This window comes from Coriobacteriaceae bacterium, assembly GCA_025992855.1.
Taxonomy (GTDB): Bacteria; Actinomycetota; Coriobacteriia; order Coriobacteriales; family Coriobacteriaceae; genus Collinsella.
Map to the genome: position 1 here is coordinate 1,811,854 of DAJPGB010000001.1, position 22,830 is coordinate 1,834,683.

The window sequence follows — 22,830 nt, forward strand, 5'->3', positions numbered from 1 at the left end:
TAACTTTCAAGATTCGGCCATTTTCTTTTCTGCCTCTATTTCGATCCCTCAGCCTGCGCGTCCACCTGCGCATAAGCGCGCACAATACGAGAGGCGGTACTTTTGCCAATCCCGGTATACCGCTCAATCTGGCGCACCGTAAAGCCGGCATTGTTCAATCCAACAATAACAGTATCGCGCTGCGCCGGCGGTGCAGTTTTAACCCCGTTGAGCGGAACCCCGAGGCTCTTCGCCAACTTGCCGGCAAAGGCGTGGCGTTCCCATTCCGTCTCTTTCATATCGCACAGCGCTGGTTCACTGACGTCGGGCGTCGAAAGCGAATAGGCAATAAAGCCCTCGGCAGAACCAAAGAGCTCAAGCACGCAAGAAGGATCGGAAAATCCCCTCGCGACATCAGCCGCGTCACCGTCGTAAGCGCATAAATACTCCGCAAAGCTACTCCAGGGATAACGCTCGATTAGGCCAACGCCCGCCTCCTGCGGATCGGCGTGTACGGAGCGAATAGCCTCCATCACCTGCCAGTCGGTATCGAGCGAGCGCCGGTCAAAACGGTTCTGGAACAGATGGCCTGTGCGCCCCGCGCGTTTATTAAACCGCCGCGCGTGCGTCAAAAGCAGCCGGTGCATCGCCGCGCTCATCCTGTCCTCGTAATCTGCAAGCACCAAATGCACGTGATTGCCCATAAGGCACCAGGCGATAACCGTCACGCCCTCCTCGCGGCAGCACGCGCGCATCAGCTCCAAAAACTCCCACCGGTCCTCATCGCCCTCAAAGATGAGCTGCTTACCCGTACCGCGGGCACAGACATGGTAAAAGCCGGTAACCGTTCTCCAAACGCGCTGCATGGCGCTCCCTTCGCCGGGATCTGTCTGCCATCCAATACAGCACGATTGAAGCGTGCCATCATTACATTCACGCAAAACAATACACTCGCGCGGCCAAAGGCAGCAAACAGGCGGCGAACGGCACCGTTGCAACAGGTCAACCCCTGCAACGCTTACAAGAGCCGACCAAAAGCTTGCCCAAGAAGGACCCCCTCTACGGAAGTTCACGACCACAGAACATAGAGTTAAACCGTTTCAATTAAAACTTCCGGACTTCTCGCTACGAAAACTGAGCCGTTCGCCGAATATTCCGTGCATTTCGCGGTATTATAGGGGCTGCATGTCATGTCCCTTTCGAAGGGTCGCCCGGCAATCGCCAGCCACGACCCCCAAACGGGACGCCAACACGATAGAGAGGAGAGGCATGCAGTACTCACAGGAAGTGGAGAACATGTGCCCCGTTGCCAAGGGTGCATACCACGGCCCCGCACCCATCCCCGAGGAGGGCAAGTGGGTCCAGGCTAAGGAGATTTCCGACATCTCCGGTCTTACGCACGGTGTGGGTTGGTGCGCACCTCAGCAGGGCGCCTGCAAGCTCACGCTGAACGTCAAGGACGGCATCATCGAGGAGGCCCTCGTTGAGACCATCGGCTGCTCGGGCATGACCCACTCTGCCGCCATGGCTTCCGAGATCCTTCCCGGTAAGACCATCCTCGAGGCCCTCAACACCGACCTCGTCTGCGACGCCATCAACGTTGCTATGCGCGAGATCTTCCTGCAGATCGTTTACGGCCGCAGCCAGACCGCGTTCTCCGAGGGCGGCCTGCCCGTGGGCGCCTCCCTCGACGACCTCGGCAAGGGCCTTCGCTCTCAGGTCGGCACCATGTTCGGCACCAAGGCCAAGGGCGCTCGTTACCTCGAGCTCGCTCAGGGCTACGTCACCCGCATGGCTCTCAACGACAAGAACGAGATCATCGCATTCGAGTTCCTGAACCTCGGCAAGTTTACCGACGCCGTCAAGGCCGGCAAGACCCCCGAGGAGGCCATCGCTGGCGCTATGGGCCACTATGGTCAGTGGGAGAACGCTGCCAAGTACATCGACCCGCGCACCGACGAGGAGACTCACTCCGTCGCCAGCGTGTTCCCGGTTCACGAGTAGAAAGGGAGGGAAATAACTATGACTGTTACGTTCGAAGGTTACGAGCGCCGCGCTGACAAGATCAACAAGTGCCTCGCCGACAACGGCATCGCCTCCCTCGAGGAAGCTCTGCAGATCTGCACCGACAAGGGCTTCAACCCGCGTGAGATCGTCAACAACACCCAGTCCATCGCCTTCCAGAACGCCGAGTGGGCCTACACCCTCGGTTGCGCTCTCGCTGTCAAGCGTGGCGCCAAGTCCGCTTCTGAGGCTGCCGCCATCATCGGCGAGGGCATCCAGGCCTTCACCGTTCCCGGCTCCGTCGCCGAGGACCGCAAGGTCGGTCTGGGCCACGGCAACCTGGGCGCTATGCTGCTCTCCGACGACACCGAGTGCTTCGCCTTCCTGGCCGGCCACGAGTCCTTCGCTGCCGCCGAGGGCGCTATCGGTCTTGCTCTGAACGCCAACAAGGCTCGCAAGAAGCCGCTGCGCGTTATCCTCAACGGTCTGGGCAAGGACGCCGCCCAGATTATCGCCCGCATCAACGGCTTCACCTATGTGAAGACCCAGTTCGACTACTATACGGGCGAGCTCAAGGTCGTCGAGACCATCCCCTACTCCGATGGTCCCCGCGCTGCCGTTAACTGCTACGGCTCCGACGACGTCCGCGAGGGCGTTGCCATCATGTGGCACGAGAACGTCGACATCTCGATCACCGGTAACTCCACCAACCCCACGCGCTTCCAGCACCCCGTCGCTGGCACCTACAAGAAGGAGCGCATCGAGGCTGGCAAGAAGTACTTCTCCGTCGCTTCTGGTGGCGGCACTGGCCGTACCCTGCACCCGGACAACATGGGCGCCGGCCCTGCCTCTTACGGCATGACCGACACCATGGGCCGCATGCACTCCGACGCCCAGTTCGCCGGTTCTTCCTCCGTGCCTGCGCACGTTGACATGATGGGTCTCATCGGCATGGGCAACAACCCCATGGTCGGTGCCACCGTCGCTTGCGCTGTCGCCGTCGAGGAGGCCCTCAAGGCCTAATCGCGCCCGCGCGATGCTCATATAGTTGAACTTTGGAGCCGCTACCTTTCGAGGTAGCGGCTCTTTTTCTTTGCGTTGTCGCAGGGAAGCTGTTGCCGATATATCAGTTGGAGTGAAATACGAGATGTGATAAGACGGAGCGCCAGAGCGTCCATGACGCCCACCCGCCATATTTGCCCTTTACCGATTTGCCGAGTCTTTGCGGTACCATTGCCGATCACCCGTGCGACAATGCGCCGGACGAGAAAGGAATCCGATGGAATCGACTGATGTACTGGTAATTGGATCTGGCATTGCGGGCCTTTGCGCCGCCATCGAAGCGGCACGCACGGGTGCAACCGTCACTGTGGCAAGCGCCGGCAAGACTATGAGTGGATCGAGCTTCTTCCCCGGAACCTGGGGCCTGGGGCTTATCGGACCCGTAGACGAAGACGATGAGCAAGACCTCATCGACACCATCCAGACCGTCGGCGGCGGTGTCGCCGACCCTACGCTCGTCCAGACGTTTGTCCACGGCATTCCTCAGGCAATCCAATGGCTCGAGCAGGATCTGGGTGTTGAACTCCAGCGTCCGCAAAGCGCCGAGAGCGCCCAGCAAAAGCAATTTATCCCCTGCTTTGACCATAAGACACGCAAATGGCGCGGCCTCACTCGCAAGCCCCTTGAGGACGCGTGTGCGGCCCAGATCGAGTCTCTCGGCATTCGCCTGCTTCCCCGCCACGAGCTTATCGACCTTATTGAGGACACGCCCGGAAAGATTGTCGGCGCCACGCTCTACGACCGCACAAACAAGCATCTCATACCTATGGCAGCCAAGGCCACCATCATCGCTGCGGGCGGCACGGGTGGCCTGTTCGAGCGAAGCCTCACTTCCGCCGACGTGCTCAGCTCATCACAGGCCATCGCACTGGCGCACGGCGCATCGCTTACTAATATAGAGTTCATGCAGATGATGCCCGGCTTCATCGAGCCCAAGCGCAACCTGGTCTTCAACGAGAAAACCTGGCGCTACGTACATGTAGACCAGCCGGTAGATATTGCCGACGACAAGCTGGACGACCTGCTCGAGCAGCGCTCTGGATATGGTCCCTTCACGTCACGCTTGGCCTCCCGCGCTATCGATCTCGTCATCGATCAGGCAGGTGTCGAAGGCCTGGCACTCCACTACGACTTTCCCCGCGAGGATGCCCCAGAGTTTGTGCAGACCTTTGCCACCTGGCTGCAAGACGAGCACGGCATCGCCCCGACTGACGAGATGCGCGTTGCGATGTATGCCCACGCCGCTAACGGCGGCATCAAGATCGATAAGACCGCGCAAACGGGCGTTGAGGGTCTCTACGCTTGCGGCGAGGCGACAGGCGGCATGCACGGCGCCGACCGCATTGGTGGCTTGTCAAGCGCCAACGGCATCGTGTTCGGGCGCATCGCAGGCGCATCGGCAGCCCAAGCAGCACAGAAAGAGCCCGAGACAGCCCTGAAGGCGGATATCGCCCTCCCCCAGTACGGCATAGCCGCAACAGATGCCGAACGCCTGACACACAGCCTTAGGCACACGATGAGCACCCATTGCATGATCAACAGGACCGAAACAGGCCTATCCGAGGCACTATACGAGCTTGAGGGCTTGAAGGCGGAGGCAACGACCTTGAGCACACAGAAAGCCCAGGACAGCGAAGTCGCAGCCCTCGCCCGCCTGCAATCGCAGATTCAACTAGCACAGGAAATGATCAAAGCCATGCGTAAGCGAACCGAAAGCCTCGGATCGCACTATCGAGCGGACTAATTCGAACACCCATCTAAAGCAGAACACAACTAATCGATATCTATGGGCCCCGTGAGCTCGAAGTGACATGGGGCCCATTCGTGTCCGTACGGCAGCGTATCCTTATTCTGAATACGGAGCGGGCAAAGCCCGCATAGACAATAGGCCAGCGAGGAGGAGATATGGACAGTAGAGATATCGAGAAGTGGCGTGTCGAACTTGATAGCTACGCCAATGTAGAAGACGGCGTTGAGTATTGGCTCGCACGAGATTTAATGGAACCCATGGGGTACACGCGATGGGAAAACTTCGCCGAAGTTGTTAAGAGGGCAAAAGTCTCGTGCGAAACAAACAAAACTCCAGTTGATTCCCATTTTCGTGACACCACGAAAATGGTAATTGCCGGTGTCGCCGCTCGCGCGGTTAAAGACTACAAACTTACGCGCTATGCATGCTATTTAATCGCCCAGAACGGAGATTCAAACAAGCCAGAGATTGCACTCGCCCAAGCATACTTTGCCGTGCAGACGCGCCGCCAAGAGCTCATAGAGCAGCGCTTCGCAGAGATTCAGCGCTTACAGGCGCGCCACTCGCTATCCGATTCAGAGAAACAGCTCTCGGGTATTGCATTCAAACGCGGCGTGGACTCCAAAGGATTCGCGATCATCAAGTCGAAGGGCGATGAAGCGTTATTCGGCGGCAGAAGCACGGCGGAAATGAAGCAGCAGCTCGGCATACCCAAGAGCGCGGCATTGGCGGACAGGTTAGCCGATGTCCTCATCAAAGCAAAGGACCTTACGAACTCGATGACGGCCTTCAACGCCGAGGAACACGACCTGTACGGTCTGGACCAGATCAAGCAAGAGCACGTCGAGAACAACACCAGCGTGCGTGGCAGCCTCATCGACCGCGGAATTGTACCCGAGAACCTACCGCCTGCCGAAGATACAAAGAAGCTCGAACGTCGCGTGAAAGCAGACGAGAAAAAGCTCAAGGAGGGTACAGACGGATTCACCGACCCCCAGGGCAGGCTCGACTTGTAAAGCGTCTGTGCCCTTACGGGTTCGGCCCCATGCGAGGTTAATAAAAAAGACGGCCAACCGAAGTTGACCGTCTTAACAATCTTTGGTGGGCCGTCAGGGGGTCGAACCCTGGACCTTGGGATTAAGAGTCCCCTGCTCTACCAACTGAGCTAACGACCCAAAGTTAAAGTCCGTCGTAGCGGACTTTAGAGGAGATATCGTGTGGTGGGCCGTCAGGGGGTCGAACCCTGGACCTTGGGATTAAGAGTCCCCTGCTCTACCAACTGAGCTAACGACCCGATATCAACACGAAGCAAGAACTGGGGTGGGTAAAGGGACTCGAACCCTCGACCTACGGGACCACAACCCGTCGCTCTAGCCAACTGAGCTACACCCACCGTGTCCTGTGCGCTTCGCGCTCGACTATTATTGCAAGGAACGCCACGCGATGCAAGCCCCAATTTTCAAGAATTTTGAAAAGAGTTTTTCGAGACCATTTCGAGCATTTCCCACCGGTTTCATAGGAGTAAACTTGCCCCACTGCAAATGCTCGAAAGGACCGGCATGAAAGAACTCTCCAACCGCACGGCAACGTTTACCGATTCCGTCATCCGTCGCATGACGCGCATCTCCAACAAGTATGGCGCCGTCAACCTGTCACAGGGCTTCCCCGACTTTGATCCCCCGGCGCAGCTGCTCGATAGCCTCAGCACCATCGCCACCGAGCCCAAGCCGCTCTACCACCAGTACTCCATCACCTGGGGCTCTCAGGCCATGCGCGAGGCGCTTGCCGCCAAGCAGGAGCACTTTATGGGCATGCCGATCAACCCCAACGAGAATATTGTAGTCACCTGCGGCTCCACCGAGGCCATGATGGCCGCCATGATGACGGTCACAAACCCCGGCGACAAAGTCGTCATTTTCTCGCCGTTCTACGAGAACTACGGCGCTGACACCATTCTCTCGGGGGCCGAGCCCATCTATGTGCCGCTCAACCCGCCCACCTTTGACTTTGACCGTGAGGTCCTGGAGGCGGCCTTCCGCGACAACGATCCCAAGGCGATCGTCCTATGCAACCCGTCCAACCCCTGTGGCAAGGTCTTTACGCGCGAGGAGCTCACTTTTATTGCCGACCTGTGCAAGAAGTACGACGCCTACTGCATCACCGACGAGGTGTACGAGCACATCGTCTACGCGCCCCACGAGCACGTGTACATGGCCACGCTGCCCGGCATGTTTGAGCGCACCATCAGCTGCAGCTCGCTGTCCAAGACCTACTCCATCACCGGCTGGCGCCTAGGCTACACCATCGCTCCCGCCGAAATCACCGAGCGCATCAAAAAGGTCCACGACTTCCTCACCGTAGGCGCCGCCGCTCCCCTGCAAGAGGCCGTCGTCACCGCCCTCAACTTCGACGACAGTTATTACCAGGAGGTCCTCGACCTCTACACCGCCAAGCGCGACCTATTCTGTCAGGGACTCGACAGCATCGGCCTCACGCACAACGTGCCGCAGGGCGCCTACTACGTGATGATGGACATCTCTGAGTTTTGCTATGACAGCGACCTCGACTTCTGCGAGGACCTGGCCTCAAAGGTGGGCGTGGGCGCCGTGCCCGGCTCGAGCTTCTTCCGCGAGCCCGTCAACCATCTGATTCGTTTCCACTTTGCCAAGCGAGACGAGACGCTTAACGCGGCGCTTGAGAACCTCAAGTCGCTACGTGATAAAATCAACCCGCGCGGGTAAGGACGGTCAGTAACTAAAGGCACTAAAGAAACCTCGTGAACCCGTTGGGCCATGAGGTTTCTTTTTATAGCGACCTCATTTATTTTTTAGAGCGCTATACTTTAGTCACGGAGCAACTCGTCCAGAGAGGAATACTATGGCAGAGCAGCAGCTTATCGGAGCGCTCGAGGCCGGCGGCACCAAGATGGTCTGCGCCACGGGCTATGCAGACGGCACGGTCCTGGAACGCGAGCAGATTGCGACCACGACCCCGCAGGAGACCGTTGAGGCCGTCAACGCATGGTTTGCCGACAAGGACATCGCCGCGCTGGGCATCGGCGCCTTTGGCCCCACCGCAGTCAACCCTGCCTCGTCCCAATACGGCAAGATCCTGGAGACGCCCAAAACGGCATGGCGCTACTTTGACCTGCTGGGCACCATCCAAAACGAGCTCAATATTCCCTGCGGCTACGACACCGACGTCAACGTCGCCTGCCTGGGCGAGGTCACCTTTGGTTGCGCCCAGGGCCTCACTGACGTGGTGTATCTGACCATCGGTACCGGCGTGGGCGCCGGCGTGCTCTCGGGCGGTAAGCTCGTGCACGGCATGATGCATCCCGAGGCCGGCCACATCCTGGTCACGCGCGACCCGCGCGACACCATTGGCGAGCACAGCGGCTGCCCCTTCCACGACAACTGCCTCGAGGGCCTCATCGCCGGTCCCGGCGTCAAAAAGCGCTGGGGTGGCAAGAGCGCCGGAGAGATGGCCGATGACCCGGAGGCCATGGACCTGCTCGCCGGCTATCTGGCGCAGGCGCTCATGACCTACATCCTGTGCTACGCACCGCAAAAGATCGTCATCGGTGGCGGCGTGGCCGACCACACCCCCATCGTGCCGCTCGCGCGCAAGAAGTGCGCCGAGATGCTCAACGGCTACATCGTCACGCCCGAGATGGCCGACATTGATAGCTATATCGTCAACAACAGCCTCGAGGGCAAACAGGGCATTATGGGCTGCTTGGCCCTGGGCGCTCAGGCGCTTCAGTAGCAGACGCACCCACAGGGCGTGGCGCGCCCGGCAAATCCGACCTACGGAACGACGCCACCACGCCTCATATAAGCCCTCAAATAAAAAAGGCCGCCTAGGACCAAACAATACGTCCTAGGCGGCTTTTTTGGCGCGCATCAGCGGCCGTAAGAGATATCGGAGCACAACGCCCGTTGCCGCACCACAGCAGTCGATCATCACATCGGTGATCATGCCGGCGCGTCCCGGCACAAAGAGCTGAATCGTCTCGTCGATCGAGGGAATCAGCAGCAGGAACACCGCCGTGGGCAGCAGCACGTCAAAGGTGCGCCGGCCCTCAAAATCAAACGCATGCGTTGCCAGGATGCCGAGCACCATATACTCGGTAAAATGTGCGCACTTGCGAACAACAAAGTTGGTCACCCATGCATATGGAAGTCCCACGCCGTGCAGGAAACCGCGGATAGCTTCCATGACCGTCAGGCTCAGCGAGCCCGACCCCGAGCCGGGAACCAGCGAATTGCCCCAGATCAAGAGTGCCATCAGGCAGGTCACGACCGCCCATTTTCGATTGATCTTAACCATGCAGAAGTTATGCCTCCGCGCGGAGCGGCGCGAAGCTGGCGGTACCGCCCTCGATAACGCTCAGATAGGCACGGCCCGTACGCTTGGCAGTAGAGGACTGCAGGCGCTCGATCTCTTCTTCGAGGATCTGATTGACGCGCTCGTGACGACGATTTTCCATAATGCCGGCGGCAATAGCCTCGGCTCGCTCGATGCCCTCGCGCGAGATACGGGCGGTATCCTCGGGGAACACAGCGCTGTGACGGCCGACATAGGCGGGTGCGGCAGGCTGAGGGGCAGCGACGGGAGCGGGAGCTGCAACAGGAGCAGGCTCGTCGATCTCGTCCAGAATCGCGGTGGCAGCGGCCCACATGTCCTCGTGGCCCGAGTAATCGGCCATGGGGACATCAACCTCGAGCGAGGCATCCGGAAGGTCGCCGGTGTCGATGCGATCTTGGGCATCAATCGATGCGGTGATGGCTGCAGGCTCATCGAGGTCATCGAGATCGATGTCCGCGGCACCGGAAATGATAGGCATGCTGGCGAGGTTTGCGTTGTACGGCGCAGCCTCGGCCGCCTGCTGCTGGGCAGGAGCGCCCCACAGCGAGCTTTCGGCGGCACGGCGGGCGGCAACGGCCTCCTCGTCCGCGGTCATGGCTTCATCAACGTACGAATTATCGGCAGAAGCGTTCACGTCCGCCGAGGTGGCGCTGCAGGCGTTATTGGCTGCCGCGTTGGCAACGAGTGCCACAAAAGCCGCCGTGCTGCCCGCAGGGGCGGCCTGGGAGCCAGACACGGCGCGTGCCGCGGCGGCGATGTCGTCGCGATTGAAGGAGCCGGTCTGCCCGCCGTTGGTGAGCTCGTCGATGGCGACTTGATAGACGTCGCGCGAGCGCGCAGGGTCGCAGCTCACCGGCGAATCGTCGTCGAGCATACTGTCGATCATGGACCAAGCCTCGGCCTCGTCCATGGCATCTGCGGCTCGAGCGATGGTAGGGACACCATCATCGGCATGACGGCGCTGGAACGCACCAGTCAGGCCGGAAAGGAATGCCGAGGTAGACTGCTCCGACTGAGCCTGAGAAGCAGAAGCGGCAGCATATGGAGTCGCATCCTGCTGCTGAGCTGGAATCGAGGCGGTCTTGAACTCGCTTTGATGCTGATTGAGATTGGCGGCACCGCCCATGGCATCGGGCTGGAACAGACGCTCTTCACGCTGCGCACGGTACTCGAAGATACCCAGCGAGGCGGCATAGATGCCCACGCCCGCCACCGCACCGACGGCAAAGGGAACAGCGCCCGCGACAACCGTCTCGTTGACCGACGAGAACGGCAGCGTCGCGGCATACATAAACACGGGAGCGGCAAGGCCGATCCCGCAGGAAAGTCCGGCAAGGACTGCTCGTTGTGTTGCATCAGAAGAAGCCATGAGCTCTCCCCATCTTCCTGCACCCAAATCGCATCATTAAGTTGGCTGCGCGAGAGAAGATGAAGCGGGGCTATGCCCCAAAGCAACGGTATATGGTTCGTTTCATCTGCGTTTTCCGTCGCGAAGCTTAAAAGCTATTATGCGAAACCGCCCTGCCGATTGCAAGCGACGATGTCGGATTGAAACGGGAAACCTGCTGCTCGTCGGTCTTACGGTCAAAAATAAGCGCGGAGCGGCGCTATGGAAAAGGGCCGAAGCTCAAAGCCCCGACCCTCTATCGCATTGATGACTATCGTTGCGTGTGGATGACAACCTAGAACGTCTGCTCGTAGTCGCTGTGTTTTTTGGCCGAACGCACCAGGAACTCCTGGTTGGTGTTGGTGCCCTTAAGACCCTTAATAAACGATGCGGCCGCGCGCTCGGTGTTGTTCATGCCGGCAAGAATGCGACGCAGACCAAAGACAAACGGACGCATCTGCTCGTCGACCAACAGATCCTCGTTACGCGTACCGGAGGCAACGGGGTCGATAGCCGGGAAGATGCGGCGGTCGGCCAGGTCGCGGTCGAGCTTAAGCTCCATGTTGCCGGTGCCCTTGAACTCCTCAAAGATGACCTCGTCCATCTTGGAACCGGTGTCGATGAGGGCAGAGGCCAGGATGGTGAGCGAGCCACCGTTCTCGATATTGCGGGCTGCGCCCAGGAAGCGCTTGGGCGGATATAGGGCCGCCGAATCGACGCCGCCCGAAAGGATGCGGCCCGAGGCGGGCGCCGCCAAGTTGTAGGCGCGGGCGAGGCGCGTGATGGAGTCGAGCACCACCACGACGTCGCCACCCAGCTCTACGATGCGCTTGGCGCGCTCGATGACGAGCTCTGCCACGCGGGTGTGGTTGTCGGCAGGCATATCGAAGGTCGACGCCACAACCTCACCCTTGATGGAACGCTGCATATCGGTGACCTCTTCGGGGCGCTCGTCGACGAGCAGGCAGATGAGGTGCACCTCGGGGTTGTTAATCGAGATAGACTGGCAGATCTTCTTGAGGATCGTGGTCTTGCCGGCCTTGGGCGGGGACACGATCAGGCCGCGCTGGCCCTTGCCGATCGGTGACACGATGTCGATGGCGCGACCGGTAATAGAGTCCTTGCCGTGCTCCATGCGCAGCGGCTCGTTGGGATAGACCGGGGTGAGGTCGCCGAACTTGGGACGGTTGCGAATCTGCTCGGGGTCCAGACCGTTGACGGTCGTGATTTTGGCGAGGCCGGCGCGCTTGTCGCCGCCGCGCGAAGGACGCAGCGAGCCCTCGATGACGTCGCCCGTGCGCAGGCGCGCGGAGCGGATGAGGTAGGCGGGCACGAAGGCGTCGTCGTTGGACTTCATGTAGCCATGGGCGTGGATGATGCCGGAGCTGTCCGGGCGAATCTGCAGAATGCCCTTGATGTCGCGGAAGCCCTCGGCCTTCGCGGCGGTGACGTAGATCTCCTCGACGAGCTCGGCTTTCTTCTTGCCGGTCGTCTCGATCTCGAACTCCTTGGCCTTCTCGCGAAGTTCGGCGACCTTCATGGCAGCGAGCTCCTCGCGCGAAAGCGTGGGCTCGGTGGGAGCGGCATTACGCTCCTTGTTGCGTTGCTTGCGATCGCGCTGGCGGTTGCGACGGTCGTTGTTGCGCTCGTCCTTGCGCTCGTTGCGCTCCTCGTTGCGCTTGTGCTGGCGACGGTTGGGGCGAGCGCCGTCTTCGCCCTCGGCGGGGGCGGCACCATCGGTTGCGGCGGTGTCAACATTGGCCGCAGCGGCGTCATTGGCCTCGGCGCCAGAATCAACCTGCGCTTCGACATCAACCTGCTGCTCGGCGGCCTTGGCCTTAACGGACTTCTTGCGACCGCGCTTGGGCTTCTCGGATGCAGGCCGTTCGACGTCCTGGGGCTCGACGGCATCAGTCGATGCATCGGCGGTCGTCTCGGCGGAATCCTCGGACGCACCCTTCTTGGCAGCCTTAGCCTTGGACGTGCGCTTAGCAGCAGTGCGACGGCTGCGACCGGGACGGACGTCGGCGGGCTCGGCATCGGCAGAAACGGCCTTGGAAGTCGTAGCATCCTGGACGGGTGCATCGGCAGCAGTTGAGGACTTGGCGGTCGCCGCAGCATCCCGAGCGGCGGCGGCTGCGGCTGCGGCCTTCTCGGCCTCGACAAAGGCCTTGGGCTTGCGACCGCGACGGTGCGGGCGCAAAGCCGGATCGACAACGGGAACTTCGCTGGCCTCGACAGGCGCAGCGGGCTCAACAGGCGATGTGCCCTCCCCTGCCGCGGAACGGACCGAAGCCTCAGTGAGCTCGGGGGTTACCTGTTCAGCAACCTGCTCGGCCTTAGCAGCCGTGCGACGGCGTGTGCGCGGTACCGGCTTCTCGGTCGGCTGGTCGGCGACAGGAGTCTCGATGGCGGCAGGCGTCTCGGGCACAGACGGAGCTGCAAGCTCGGTCAGAGCCGCGGCCTCGCGCTCGGCGGCACGACGGCGGGCGCGCACCACCTGAGCCTCGCTAATCTGCGCCAACGCACGTGCCTGCGCGACCTCATCGGAAATCGGCGCCGAGGAGTCAGCTGCAACGGTGAGCTTGGCGCGCGTCGTGCGCGTGGTACGGCGCTTTGGCTTGGTGGCCTCCTCGCCGTCAGCGGCAGGCTTGGCCGTGCGGCGCGTGCGCTTGGGCTTTGCCGGAGCAGCCTCCTCACCAGTTGCAGGCACGGCCTTCTCAGCCGCTACAGGCATAGGCGTCGAAGCAGCCTTAGGCGTCTCAGGAGCCGAGGCTTGCGCGGGCGCCGCGACCTGGTCCGACGCAACCGGTGCAGCGGGAGCGGCCTGCGTCGTCGTTATTTCGTTTTCTTGCTGTTGATCAGACACAGTGTTTGCTCAACTTTCTTTTCAAGCCCTGTGATCACATGCTCCCTGCATAAACCTTCAGGGCGGCTAAACAGTCTAGTTCCGTTCAAAACGACGGACATCATTGATCTGTATCGAGATGATTGCGTCAACTACGCAGCGTTAGTGTAACACAACCGCCGCCACCTACAACTTAGTCATTGGGGGGACGTTCTTAAACGACTAGTCAAAAGGGACACTCTTTGTTTGCCACCCACAAATCTGACTGCCTCCGCCAAAACTATGGCGGTTTACTACGATGAATCGCTCAACCGCGACCACTCCGAAACTTGTTGAACTAAAACCGCAGGTAGATGCCTTGCACTTTTTAGCAAAAAGCCGGCGTGGTTAGAATTCCTCAATTCATCGTAGTAAACCGGCATAGTTTCGTATTTCCAGCAGTTCCAAATTCATCAATACATCGGCGTTTGCGAAAAAAGCCCGACCTCCGTAGGAGATCGGGCTTATAGGGCTCAGTTAAACCAAACCTACACGGTCAAATGACCCGCAGATTACATCTGCTCGGGCGCGGAAACGCCAACGAGGGTGAGCACCAGGGCGAGCGTCACACGGACGGCATCACAAGCGGCCAGACGGGCACGCGAAAGCTCGGGGTCGACGGGACGACCCTCGCTCGGCAGCACCTGGCAGGCAGCGTAAAAGCTGTGGAAGTCGCCGGCGAGTTCCTCGGCAAAGTGGGTCAGACGGAACGGAGCGCGATCGCGAGCACAGCTGGCGATCAGGTCGGTAAGCTCGTTAAGCTTGCGCGAAAGGGCGAGCTCGGTCGGGTCGGTCAGCAGCGAGTAATCGACGTTCTCACCGATGGCCTTGGCGGCAACGGCCTTCATGCCCATCTCGTCGGCCTGCTCAGGCGTTACGTCAGCGGCACGGCGCAGGATGGAGCAGACGCGAGCGTGAGCGTACTGCACGTAATAGACCGGGTTGGAGTTGTCGCGCTTCTTAACGGCCTCAATGTCGAAGTCGACCATCTGGTTGGAGCTCTTGGAGATGAGCGTGTAGCGAGCGGCATCGGAGCCGACCTCGTCGACGAGCTCCTGCAGGGTCACCATGGTGCCCTTGCGCTTGGACATACGGACGGGCTTGCCGTTACGCAGCAGGTTGACGAGCTGGCCCAGTAGAACCTCGAACTTGCCGGGGTAACCCAGAGCGTCGCAGACGCAGCGGACGCGCTCGATGTAACCGTGGTGGTCGGCGCCCCAGATGTCGATGACGTGATCGACGCGCTGGAACTTATCCCAGTGATAGGCGACGTCGGAGGCGAAGTAGGTGTACTCGCCGTCGGACTTGATCAGGACGCGGTCCTTGTCGTCGCCCAAATCGGTGGAGCGGAACCACAGGGCGCCGTCCTTGGTGTAGAGGTAGCCCATCTTGTCGAGCTTCTCAAAAGCGCGGTCGACGGCGGAGGTGCCGGCGGTCTCGCCCTCGGTGTCCTTCACATACAGCGAGCGCTCGGAGTACCAACGATCGAAGTCGCAGTTGACGGCGTGGCAGAGGTCGCGCATGTTGTCGACCATCTTCACGTAGCCGCGCTCACGGAAGCTCTCCATACGCTCCTGCGGATCGGCGTCGACCCACTTGTCGCCGTCGGTGCGCCAGAACTCGGCGGCCTCGTCGATGATGTAGTCGCCGCCGTAAGAGTCCTTGCCCAAGGTCTCGGCAAAGTTGTCCTGATACGGATGGGTCTCGGGGTGCTCGTCGTTCTCGTCGGCAACAAAGGCGTCACGGTCGGCGATCAGCAGCTTGTGAGCCTCGTCGATATCAACGCCCTGCTTGGCGATGATGTCGGCAAGCTGCATATAGCGCGTGCTGATGGAGTTGCCGAAGGTGTTCATCTGAGAGCCATGGTCATTGATGTAGAACTCACGCTGGATGTCGTAACCGGCGTGGTCCATGACGCGGCAAAGGGAGTCGCCCAGAGCGGCCCAGCGGCCGTGACCAATGTGCATGGGGCCGACGGGGTTGGCGGAAACGAACTCGACCTGGGTCTTCAGGCCACCACCGACGTTGGACTTAGCGAAGTCCATGCCCTTCTCGCGAGCCTCGCCAAAGATGGCATTCTTGACGGCAACGGAGAGGTAGAAGTTGATGAAACCGGGGCCTGCGATCTCAACCTTCTCGATCGCGGGATCCTCGGGCATATGGGCAACGATGGCCTCGGCGATCTTGCGCGGGGCGCAGTGGGCCAGCTTGGCGGACTTCAGGGCCATGGTAGAGGTCCACTCGCCATGAGAAGTGTCAGCCGGTCGCTCGATAGCGCAATCGTCAAGTTCAAATGCGGAAAGGTCGCCGGCCTCCTGGGCCGCAGCAAGCGCAGCGCGTACCAGCTCTTCAATCTTCTCGGGCATAGATCCTCCTTGTGTTAAAGCCCCCGAGCTCTTGGTCACTCGTAGGGCAAAAGCCAGAGTTTGTAGCACTCTATCACAAGCGACGGGCACTGTCGCAGGGTAAAGCCAATCGAAATTGCATATGCACAAAATTGACTACAGCTTGTATGGAGTCACTCAAAGATGCCGGTCTGCCTGCAGATTATGCACGCGTTGAAAATGCATAAAGGTGTGAATGAGCTGTCTCTTTTGTCGAATACTCTTACCTATCAGAGTTGTGTGCTTTTCCTGCATAAAGCGAGGATTTGCGCACGTCAGCGTGTTATTCTAGACATACGTAAATTCGTATAAGTTGGAGGTAGCATGTTCTCAATCGGTCAACACGTCATTCATCCGGGTCAGGGAGTCTGCACCGTCGTCGGTTTTAGGGACGACACGCCGCAGCCCATGTTGTTGCTCGAGGCCAAGCAGGGGCATGCGCAGACGATCCTTATGTACCCCGTGGCGCAGGCCGACCGTCTGCATGCCGCCATCTCTCAGCAAGATGCCGAGCATCTGCTGAGCCACTATGACGAGCTGGAGTGCGACACCTTTACCGAGCGCAACAGCTCGCTTGAAGAGACACACTTTAAGCAGCAGCTCAAGCTGGGCGCGCCCGAGACGGTCCGCGTGGCAAAGACCATGATGCACCGCATTCGCCAGGCCGAGGAAGCCGATAAAAAGCCCAGCTCTTACTATATGCGTGTACTCAAGGAAGCCAAGCGCCGCTCCATCGAGGAGTTCGCCGTGGCATTGGGCGTCACCGAGGAGGCCGCCGAAGCCCGCCTAGCCCAAGCCGCCCTTAACTAACCTGCCAAAAAGGGACAGGTTTATTTTGGCAGGTTTTATCTGGCCAAACGTCGATGAACAATTAGTAAATGGCCGGGCGCTCCGTTTTATTTTGAGCGCCCGGCCATTTTTCTATCTACGTAGAAATGCGTGAAGCCCATTTGCGACGTCTTCACACAAGAACAATCCAGCTCGACGCTGGCAACGTCCGCATCCGCATCGAGGGCTCTCACCCCGCTCAATTACCATTAAAAAGCATCAATTTGAAAACGCAATAACATTTCGGCAGGTAGCAGCTATAGTCGGTGAACTGAATCTCGACAACCAATACCTCCCAATAAGGTATCTTCAGCCCATCCGAGCTAAAAGGAGGGGCCATGCCGAGAAAACCTCGTTCAAAGTCACCGACTGGTTTTTTCCACGTCACATTGCGCGGGAACGGAGGGCAATTGCTGTTTGACGGTGACGAGGACCGAATCGCCTTGCTTCAAATCCTCGATGCGATCCTCCCCAAACACAATATTGAGCTTATCGCTTGGTGCCTTATGGGAAATCACATTCATCTGCTCGTCGACGATCCGGACGACCGCAAGAGCGACGCGATGCACGCGATAGCCGTATCGTATGCGGGCAGGTACAATGCACGCGCGGGTCATATCGGCCACGTATTTCAGGAGCGCTTCTGGGATTCGCCGATTAAATCGGAGGAGTATCTGCTCGAAGCAATTCGATATATTCATTTGAATCCTCAAAAAGCAGGACTGGCGACATATGACGACTATCCATGGAGCAGCCATCGTGAGTACCTAATGGGAGCAAGGTCTCGGCCGCATGTCACCGGGGACGTTGTCGACGCACTTTTTCCGACGCCGCGCTCATATCTCAAGTTCATGAAAAGTGTACCCACGCTGCCCTATCGTCCGAGCGCAACGGCAAAAGTGCGAGAGGAAGATCTAAGTGAATTTGGTGCGGCAGTCGTGCAAAACGTCGCGGGATGTGCGCCCACAGAACTCAAATCCATCTCCAAGGCACTTCGCAACGAAGCGATACTGGCCCTTCGAAAAGAAGGGCTGACGATCAAACAGGTTCAGTTATTAACCGGGTTGGGAACGTGGATTATAAAGAATGCCGCATAGTCACCTGCCGGCAACGACAGAATAGTCCCGAGGCGTCACAAGAAAACGGAAACGCCTCCGCAGCTAAGAACTACAACGGAGGCGTTTCCGCAGATAAAACATGCCAAAATAAACCTGTCCCTTTTTGGCAGGTTAGGCCTGGAAGGTGTCGCGGTCGGGCGCGAAGGACTGCATGGCCGCGATGGTGCGGTCAAAGAGCTCGGGGAGCTCCCAGCCCAGCATCTCGGCGCCCTGCGAAATCACGTCGCGCGAGCAGCCGGCGGCAAAGCGTTTGTCCTTGAACTTCTTCTTGAGCGACTTGGTCGTAAAGTCCATGACACTCTTGCTTGGGCGCATGATGACGGCGGCACCGATCAAGCCGGTGAGCTCGTCGCAGGCAAACAGAATCTTCTCCATCTGCAGTTCGGGCTTAGGCAGTGAAGCATTGAAATCGGACGTGTGCGTCTGGATAGCGCGGATGAGCTCGGGCGATGCGCCCTCGCCTTCAAGGATCTCGGCCGCATAGATGGTGTGGTTCATGGGGTCGTCCTCATGCTCCTCCCAATCCAAGTCGTGCAGCAGGCCGACGATGCCCCAGAACTCCTCGTTCTCGGGGTCGAACTCGCGCGCAAAATAGCGCATGGTGCCCTCGACGGTCTCACCGTGGGTGATGTGGAACGGGTCCTTGTTGTGCTCGTTGAGCAGTTCGAACGCGCGGTCGCGGGTGATTCCGGCGGAAAGCGTCTGGGACATGGCAATACCTCCTGGTGATTCGGTGCTAGGACACGGTGTCACTATCGTATATCGCCGCGGCTCAAGCCGAAAGGCAGAAAAGGTTTGAGGAGAAAAAAGCCGGGCGAACGTGTGCCCGGCAAAACCGCAGATAAAACCTGCCAAAATAAACCTGTCCCTTTTTGGTAGGTTTAGGGACGGACCTGGCCGGTGCCGCGGAGCTTGTATTTGTAGGTGGTGAGGGCCTCGGCGGCAAAGGGTCCGCGGGCGTGGAGCTTTTGGGTCGAGATGCCAATCTCGGCGCCCAGGCCAAACTCGCCGCCGTCGGTGAAGCGCGTGCTGGCGTTGGCATACACGGCCGAGGCATCGACCGCATCCAGGAAGCGCTCGCAGGCATCCACGTCCTCGGCGATGATGGCCTCGGAATGCATGGTGCCATAGCGGTTGATGTGCGCGATGGCCTCGTCCTCGTTTGCCACGACCTTCACGCTCATCTCGAGCGCCAGGTACTCGCGGCCCCAGTCCTCCTCAGTCGCGACGACGTAGTCATCGCCCTCCACAAAGCCGGCGCCGGCGCATGCGGCGCACGTGGCCTCGTCGCCGTGAATGAGTACGCCGTGGTCATGCAGCACGGCAACGACAGCGGGCAAGAACGTATCGGCCACAGCACGGTCGACCAGCAACGACTCGGCGGCATTGCACACGCCCACGCGCTGCGTCTTAGCGTTGACGATAATATTGAGCGCTTTATCGAAGTCGGCGGATTCATGCACGTAGATGTGGCAGTTACCCGTGCCCGTCTCGATCACCGGCACAAGCGACTCGCGCACGCAGCGCCGGATCAGGCCTGCACCGCCGCGCGGAATGAGCACATCGACGATGCCGCGGAACTTCATGAGCTCGCCGGTTGCCTCGCGGTCGGTAGACTCGATCATCGAGACGGCCTCGCGCGGGAAGCCCTTGGCCTCGAGCGCATCGGCCAGCAGCTCGGCGATCATGGCACACGAGTGATAGGCCAGCGAACCACCGCGCAGAATGCAGGCGTTGCCGGTGCGGATGCAGATGCCCGCGGCGTCGGCCGTCACGTTGGGGCGCGCCTCGTACACCATGGCGACAAGGCCCAACGGCACGCTCACACGGGTGAGGTCCACGCCGCTTGCGAGCACGCGGTGATCGAGCACGCGGCCCACGGGATCGGGCAGCTCGGCAAGCTTCTCCAGACCGGTGGCCATGCCCTCAACGCGCTCGGGCGTCAGCAGCAGACGGTCGAGGAGCCCCGCCGAGGTCCCCGCATCGCGCGCGGCGGACATATCGAGCTCGTTGGCGGCGACGATGGAGTCGACACCGTTGCGCAGTGCTACGGCCATGGCGCGCACGGCCTCCTGGCGCTGCTCGTCGCTCGCCGTGGCAAGCGAGGCCGACGCTGCCTTGGCGGCAACGGCAAGATCGTGGACATACGTGGCTATATCGACCGACATGGGCGGCCCTTTCTCCTAGAAGTTTGCAACCATGGTAGCCGATTTGCGCATGGCCTCGCCCGCGGCGGTAGAATTGGTCAACCCGAAACACCGCAACGAACGGAAGACTCACATGGCCCTCATCACTTCGTACCACGTCCCCGGCCTGTATGTCGAGGACCACAGCATCGACGTCCCCCTCGACTGGCGCGGCCTGGAGCCGATGCTCCTGGCCGTCGGCAGCATCATGCGCCGCGGCGCTATACCGACACCCATCGCCGGCGCGCCCGAGAGCATCAAGCTCTTCTACCGTGTGGTTTGCGCACCCGACCGCATCAACGACGACCTGCCGCTCCTTCTCTTTTTGCAGGGTGGCCCCGGTGGCGAGAGCCCGCGTCCGCTGTCGCCCACAAGCGATGGCTGGATCGAAGAGGCCGTCAAGCATTTCCGCGTCGTGCTGCCCGACCAGCGCGGTACCGGGCGCAGCAGCTGTGTAGACGGGCGCACGATTGCCGCACTGGGCGAGCGCGCCGAGGCGGCAGGCTCCGATGCGGCCCGCTCGCAGGCGGACTTCCTCAAGCGTCACCTCGCCAGCTCCATCGTGCGCGATTTTGAGTACCTGCGCCTGGTGGGCTTTGGCGGCAGGCCCTGGGTCACGCTCGGGCAGAGCTACGGCGGCTTTTTGACGCTGAGCTACCTGTCGCTCTTCCCCGAGGGCGTGGCGGCAAGCTTTACCTGCGGCGGCATCCCCCACGTACCGGCGAGCGCAAGCGAGGTCTACGCGCACACCTTCCCGCGCATGGCCGCCAAGACGCAGCAGTATTACAACCGCTACCCCGCCGACGTCGAGCGCGTGGCGGCCCTGGCAGATGCCATCGAGGAGCAAAAGCCCGTGCTACCCGACGGCTCGCCGATGACGGTCGAACGCCTACAGCTCATGGGCAGCGACTTTGGCATGAAGCCGAGCTTTGAGCGCATGCATTGGATTATCGATCATGCGTTTGCTGATGGCGACGGTACGCCGAGCTGCGGTTCCTCGGTATCCGACAGCTTTTTGATGCGTGCCTTCGAGCGTACCAACACGCGCACGAATCCGCTGTACTGGACGCTGCAGGAGTTCATCTACGCCGACGGCGACACCATGCCCATTCAGTGGGCAGCGGCAGAAGAGAAAGCTCATCGTGCCGAGTTCGACACGCTAGCGCGCCCGCTCATGTTTACCGGCGAGGCCATGTTCCCGTGGATGTTCGAGCAGATGCCCGAGCTCAAGCCCTTCAAGCCCGCCATGGACCTGCTGATGGAAGACACCAGCTGGGACAAGATCTACGACCCGCAGCGACTGGCGTGCAACGAGGTGCCCCTGCAGGCCGCGGTGTATTTCGACGACATGTACGTCGATTCGGGCATGCAGCTCGACACGCTCAGCCGCGTGGGCAACTCGCATGCCTGGGTGACCAACGAGTTCGAGCACGACGGCTTGCACGGCAGCGTGGTGTTCAAGCACCTCTTCGACGAAGCCCTCAACCGAGGAGACCTGCGCCAGATCTTCTAGCAAAGGAGTGTCCCCACCTGCCGGCACAAAAAGAACGTCCCCAAGTGCCGAACAAGTGCCGGCAACGACAATGCCGCAGGTAGAGAACGGAAAGCGAAAACGCCCCTAAGCGAGCAAGGTGACGTGAAAGAGGAGGGCATTGACCTTTTGGTCATGCCCGACGATTGAACGTCAGATTGCCGCTTAGGGGCGTTTGCAGCGTCAATTGGTTATGCGAAGACGATTAAATTATCCCTGTGTATCGCGGGCTTCTCGGCCAGGTCTGCGAGCAGGCGGTTGCTGGCAATCTGGTCCTGGCGGCGGCCGGCGGCAAGCTCCAGCACGTCCGAATCGGCCTCGGCGATACCGCGGGCGACAACCATGCCGCTCGGGTCGCACACGTCGAGCACATCGCCCTCGGCAAACTGGCCATCGACCTCGCGAATACCCACCGCGAGCAGCGACGATCCGCGGCTGACCAGCGCCTTCGCGGCGCCGTCATCGACCGTCACCGAGCCGTGCGCCTTGTCGCCCAGTGCAATCCACAACTTGCGCGGCGCAATGTCCAGGCGCTCCGCCGGCGGATCGAACAGCGTACCCACGCTCTCGCCGCGGGCCAGACGCACGAGCGCATCGGGCTCCTCGCCCGAGCAAATCACGCTTTGAATGCCCGCCGTCATGAGAATGCGGCTCGCGCGAATCTTGGTGATCATGCCGCCCGTACCCACCGATGTGGAAGAATCGCCCGCCGAGGCGATAATCTTGGCATCGATCTTATGCACGACCGGGATAAACTCGGCCGTCGGATCCTCATGCGGATTGGCGGTGTAGAGGCCATCGATGTCCGAGAGCGTCACGCACAGATCGGCAGAAACCAGGCAGCTCACAAGCGCCGCCAGCGTGTCGTTGTCGCCAAACTTGATCTCATCGACGGTGACGGTATCGTTCTCGTTGACGACCGGCACCACGCCGAGCTCCACCAGGCGAAGCAGGGCGTCGCGCGCGTGCAGGTAGGACGTGCGGCGCGCCGTGTCGTGACGCGTGAGCAGCACGAGCGAGGTGAGCAGGTCGCGCGCATGGAACTCCTCGTCGTAGGCCGACGAGATGATGCACTGACCGGCCGAGGCGCAGGCCTGCAGGCTCGGCAGGTCGCCGACCGGCTTACGGCCGAAGCCCAGCACGGGATAGCCGCAGGCAATGGCGCCCGAGCTCACCATGATCAGGCGCCAGCCAAGCTCGCGCAGCGCTGCGGCCTGGTCGGCAAGCCCGCCGATAAAGGCGCGGTTGACCTTGCCGTCGGCGCCCACCACCGTGGACGAACCGATCTTTACCACCATCGTTTTATAAGAAGTCGTCATACGTCAAACCAATCAACTGTTCAG

17 protein-coding genes and 3 tRNA genes are annotated in these 22,830 nt (G+C 60.4%); 9 read left to right on the top strand and 11 right to left on the bottom strand.

Going from position 1 to position 22,830, the window contains the following annotated elements:
- Positions 1-35: 35 nt before the first annotated feature.
- Positions 36-845 carry a transposase gene (locus OIL88_07715; GenBank protein HJI72246.1) on the bottom strand — a complete coding sequence of 270 codons (810 nt, stop codon included), beginning with the start codon at positions 843-845 and terminating at the stop codon, positions 36-38.
- Between the two features lie 403 nt (positions 846-1,248).
- Here OIL88_07715 and OIL88_07720 point away from each other — a divergent pair, with 403 nt between their 5' ends.
- The 4 genes from OIL88_07720 to dinD all read left to right on the top strand — a co-directional run bounded on the left by OIL88_07720 (position 1,249) and on the right by dinD (position 5,811).
- Positions 1,249-1,983, top strand: a complete 735-nt coding sequence (locus OIL88_07720) for a hypothetical protein (protein HJI72247.1) — start codon at positions 1,249-1,251, stop codon at positions 1,981-1,983.
- Between the two features lie 18 nt (positions 1,984-2,001).
- On the top strand, positions 2,002-3,006 hold the full coding sequence (locus OIL88_07725; protein HJI72248.1) for a GGGtGRT protein: 1,005 nt from the start codon (positions 2,002-2,004) through the stop codon (positions 3,004-3,006).
- 256 nt (positions 3,007-3,262) lie between these two features.
- Positions 3,263-4,789, top strand: coding sequence for an FAD-binding protein (locus OIL88_07730; GenBank protein HJI72249.1), 1,527 nt, complete (start codon positions 3,263-3,265; stop codon positions 4,787-4,789).
- A 161-nt stretch (positions 4,790-4,950) separates the two neighbouring features.
- Complete coding sequence (gene dinD, locus OIL88_07735) at positions 4,951-5,811, top strand: DNA damage-inducible protein D (protein HJI72250.1); 861 nt, start codon at positions 4,951-4,953, stop codon at positions 5,809-5,811.
- 83 nt (positions 5,812-5,894) lie between these two features.
- Here dinD and OIL88_07740 read toward each other — a convergent pair.
- The 3 genes from OIL88_07740 to OIL88_07750 all read right to left on the bottom strand — a co-directional run bounded on the left by OIL88_07740 (position 5,895) and on the right by OIL88_07750 (position 6,188).
- Positions 5,895-5,970, bottom strand: a tRNA-Lys gene (locus OIL88_07740).
- A 43-nt stretch (positions 5,971-6,013) separates the two neighbouring features.
- Positions 6,014-6,089: transfer RNA gene (locus tag OIL88_07745), tRNA-Lys, on the bottom strand.
- A 22-nt stretch (positions 6,090-6,111) separates the two neighbouring features.
- Positions 6,112-6,188 (bottom strand) — tRNA-His (locus OIL88_07750).
- A gap of 166 nt (positions 6,189-6,354) precedes the next feature.
- Between OIL88_07750 and OIL88_07755 the strand changes: the two genes are divergently transcribed.
- Positions 6,355-7,536, top strand: coding sequence for an aminotransferase class I/II-fold pyridoxal phosphate-dependent enzyme (locus OIL88_07755; protein HJI72251.1), 1,182 nt, complete (start codon positions 6,355-6,357; stop codon positions 7,534-7,536).
- A gap of 136 nt (positions 7,537-7,672) precedes the next feature.
- Entirely contained in the window at positions 7,673-8,563 is an 891-nt protein-coding gene (locus OIL88_07760) for an ROK family protein (protein HJI72252.1), read from the top strand.
- A 114-nt stretch (positions 8,564-8,677) separates the two neighbouring features.
- Here the strand turns inward: OIL88_07760 and OIL88_07765 are convergent, their stop codons facing one another.
- The 4 genes from OIL88_07765 to argS form a co-directional block, all read right to left on the bottom strand.
- Positions 8,678-9,127 carry a VanZ family protein gene (locus OIL88_07765; GenBank protein ID HJI72253.1) on the bottom strand — a complete coding sequence of 150 codons (450 nt, stop codon included), beginning with the start codon at positions 9,125-9,127 and terminating at the stop codon, positions 8,678-8,680.
- Positions 9,128-9,134: 7 nt separating this feature from the next.
- Positions 9,135-10,535: a hypothetical protein gene (locus OIL88_07770; protein ID HJI72254.1), complete on the bottom strand. Its 1,401-nt coding sequence runs from the start codon at positions 10,533-10,535 to the stop codon at positions 9,135-9,137.
- A gap of 313 nt (positions 10,536-10,848) precedes the next feature.
- The gene (rho, locus tag OIL88_07775) at positions 10,849-13,290 is read right to left on the bottom strand and encodes a transcription termination factor Rho (protein ID HJI72255.1); all 2,442 of its coding nucleotides are present in this window, start codon (positions 13,288-13,290) and stop codon (positions 10,849-10,851) included.
- 662 nt (positions 13,291-13,952) lie between these two features.
- Positions 13,953-15,806, bottom strand: coding sequence for an arginine--tRNA ligase (gene argS, locus OIL88_07780; protein HJI72256.1), 1,854 nt, complete (start codon positions 15,804-15,806; stop codon positions 13,953-13,955).
- A 342-nt stretch (positions 15,807-16,148) separates the two neighbouring features.
- On the opposite strand from argS, the gene OIL88_07785 reads away from it, so the two are divergent.
- Together OIL88_07785 and OIL88_07790 are read left to right on the top strand one after the other, a co-directional pair.
- Positions 16,149-16,634: a CarD family transcriptional regulator gene (locus tag OIL88_07785; protein ID HJI72257.1), complete on the top strand. Its 486-nt coding sequence runs from the start codon at positions 16,149-16,151 to the stop codon at positions 16,632-16,634.
- A 356-nt stretch (positions 16,635-16,990) separates the two neighbouring features.
- Positions 16,991-17,749, top strand: a complete 759-nt coding sequence (locus tag OIL88_07790; protein ID HJI72258.1) for a transposase — start codon at positions 16,991-16,993, stop codon at positions 17,747-17,749.
- Between the two features lie 132 nt (positions 17,750-17,881).
- Here the strand turns inward: OIL88_07790 and OIL88_07795 are convergent, their stop codons facing one another.
- Both OIL88_07795 and OIL88_07800 read right to left on the bottom strand, forming a co-directional pair.
- Positions 17,882-18,481 carry an HD family phosphohydrolase gene (locus OIL88_07795; GenBank protein ID HJI72259.1) on the bottom strand — a complete coding sequence of 200 codons (600 nt, stop codon included), beginning with the start codon at positions 18,479-18,481 and terminating at the stop codon, positions 17,882-17,884.
- A gap of 170 nt (positions 18,482-18,651) precedes the next feature.
- Complete coding sequence (locus tag OIL88_07800) at positions 18,652-19,938, bottom strand: glutamate-5-semialdehyde dehydrogenase (protein HJI72260.1); 1,287 nt, start codon at positions 19,936-19,938, stop codon at positions 18,652-18,654.
- 112 nt (positions 19,939-20,050) lie between these two features.
- Here OIL88_07800 and OIL88_07805 point away from each other — a divergent pair, with 112 nt between their 5' ends.
- Positions 20,051-21,469, top strand: a complete 1,419-nt coding sequence (locus tag OIL88_07805; protein ID HJI72261.1) for an alpha/beta hydrolase — start codon at positions 20,051-20,053, stop codon at positions 21,467-21,469.
- A 209-nt stretch (positions 21,470-21,678) separates the two neighbouring features.
- On the opposite strand, the gene proB is transcribed toward OIL88_07805, so the two are convergent.
- A complete protein-coding gene (proB, locus tag OIL88_07810) occupies positions 21,679-22,806 on the bottom strand; it encodes a glutamate 5-kinase (GenBank protein ID HJI72262.1) in 1,128 nt (375 codons plus the stop codon).
- Positions 22,807-22,830: the final 24 nt, after the last annotated feature.

Coding starts and splice junctions, on each gene's coding strand:
- OIL88_07725 (HJI72248.1), top strand. CDS start 2,002: ATGACTGTTACGTTCGAAGGTTACGAGCGCCGCGCTGACAAGATCAAC.
- OIL88_07730 (HJI72249.1), top strand. CDS start 3,263: ATGGAATCGACTGATGTACTGGTAATTGGATCTGGCATTGCGGGCCTT.
- argS (HJI72256.1), bottom strand. CDS start 15,806: ATGCCCGAGAAGATTGAAGAGCTGGTACGCGCTGCGCTTGCTGCGGCC.
- rho (HJI72255.1), bottom strand. CDS start 13,290: ATGCCTGTAGCGGCTGAGAAGGCCGTGCCTGCAACTGGTGAGGAGGCT.
- OIL88_07715 (HJI72246.1), bottom strand. CDS start 845: ATGCAGCGCGTTTGGAGAACGGTTACCGGCTTTTACCATGTCTGTGCC.
- proB (HJI72262.1), bottom strand. CDS start 22,806: ATGACGACTTCTTATAAAACGATGGTGGTAAAGATCGGTTCGTCCACG.
- OIL88_07795 (HJI72259.1), bottom strand. CDS start 18,481: ATGTCCCAGACGCTTTCCGCCGGAATCACCCGCGACCGCGCGTTCGAA.
- dinD (HJI72250.1), top strand. CDS start 4,951: ATGGACAGTAGAGATATCGAGAAGTGGCGTGTCGAACTTGATAGCTAC.
- OIL88_07755 (HJI72251.1), top strand. CDS start 6,355: ATGAAAGAACTCTCCAACCGCACGGCAACGTTTACCGATTCCGTCATC.
- OIL88_07805 (HJI72261.1), top strand. CDS start 20,051: ATGGCCCTCATCACTTCGTACCACGTCCCCGGCCTGTATGTCGAGGAC.
- OIL88_07770 (HJI72254.1), bottom strand. CDS start 10,535: ATGGCTTCTTCTGATGCAACACAACGAGCAGTCCTTGCCGGACTTTCC.
- OIL88_07720 (HJI72247.1), top strand. CDS start 1,249: ATGCAGTACTCACAGGAAGTGGAGAACATGTGCCCCGTTGCCAAGGGT.
- OIL88_07765 (HJI72253.1), bottom strand. CDS start 9,127: ATGGTTAAGATCAATCGAAAATGGGCGGTCGTGACCTGCCTGATGGCA.
- OIL88_07790 (HJI72258.1), top strand. CDS start 16,991: ATGCCGAGAAAACCTCGTTCAAAGTCACCGACTGGTTTTTTCCACGTC.
- OIL88_07785 (HJI72257.1), top strand. CDS start 16,149: ATGTTCTCAATCGGTCAACACGTCATTCATCCGGGTCAGGGAGTCTGC.
- OIL88_07800 (HJI72260.1), bottom strand. CDS start 19,938: ATGTCGGTCGATATAGCCACGTATGTCCACGATCTTGCCGTTGCCGCC.
- OIL88_07760 (HJI72252.1), top strand. CDS start 7,673: ATGGCAGAGCAGCAGCTTATCGGAGCGCTCGAGGCCGGCGGCACCAAG.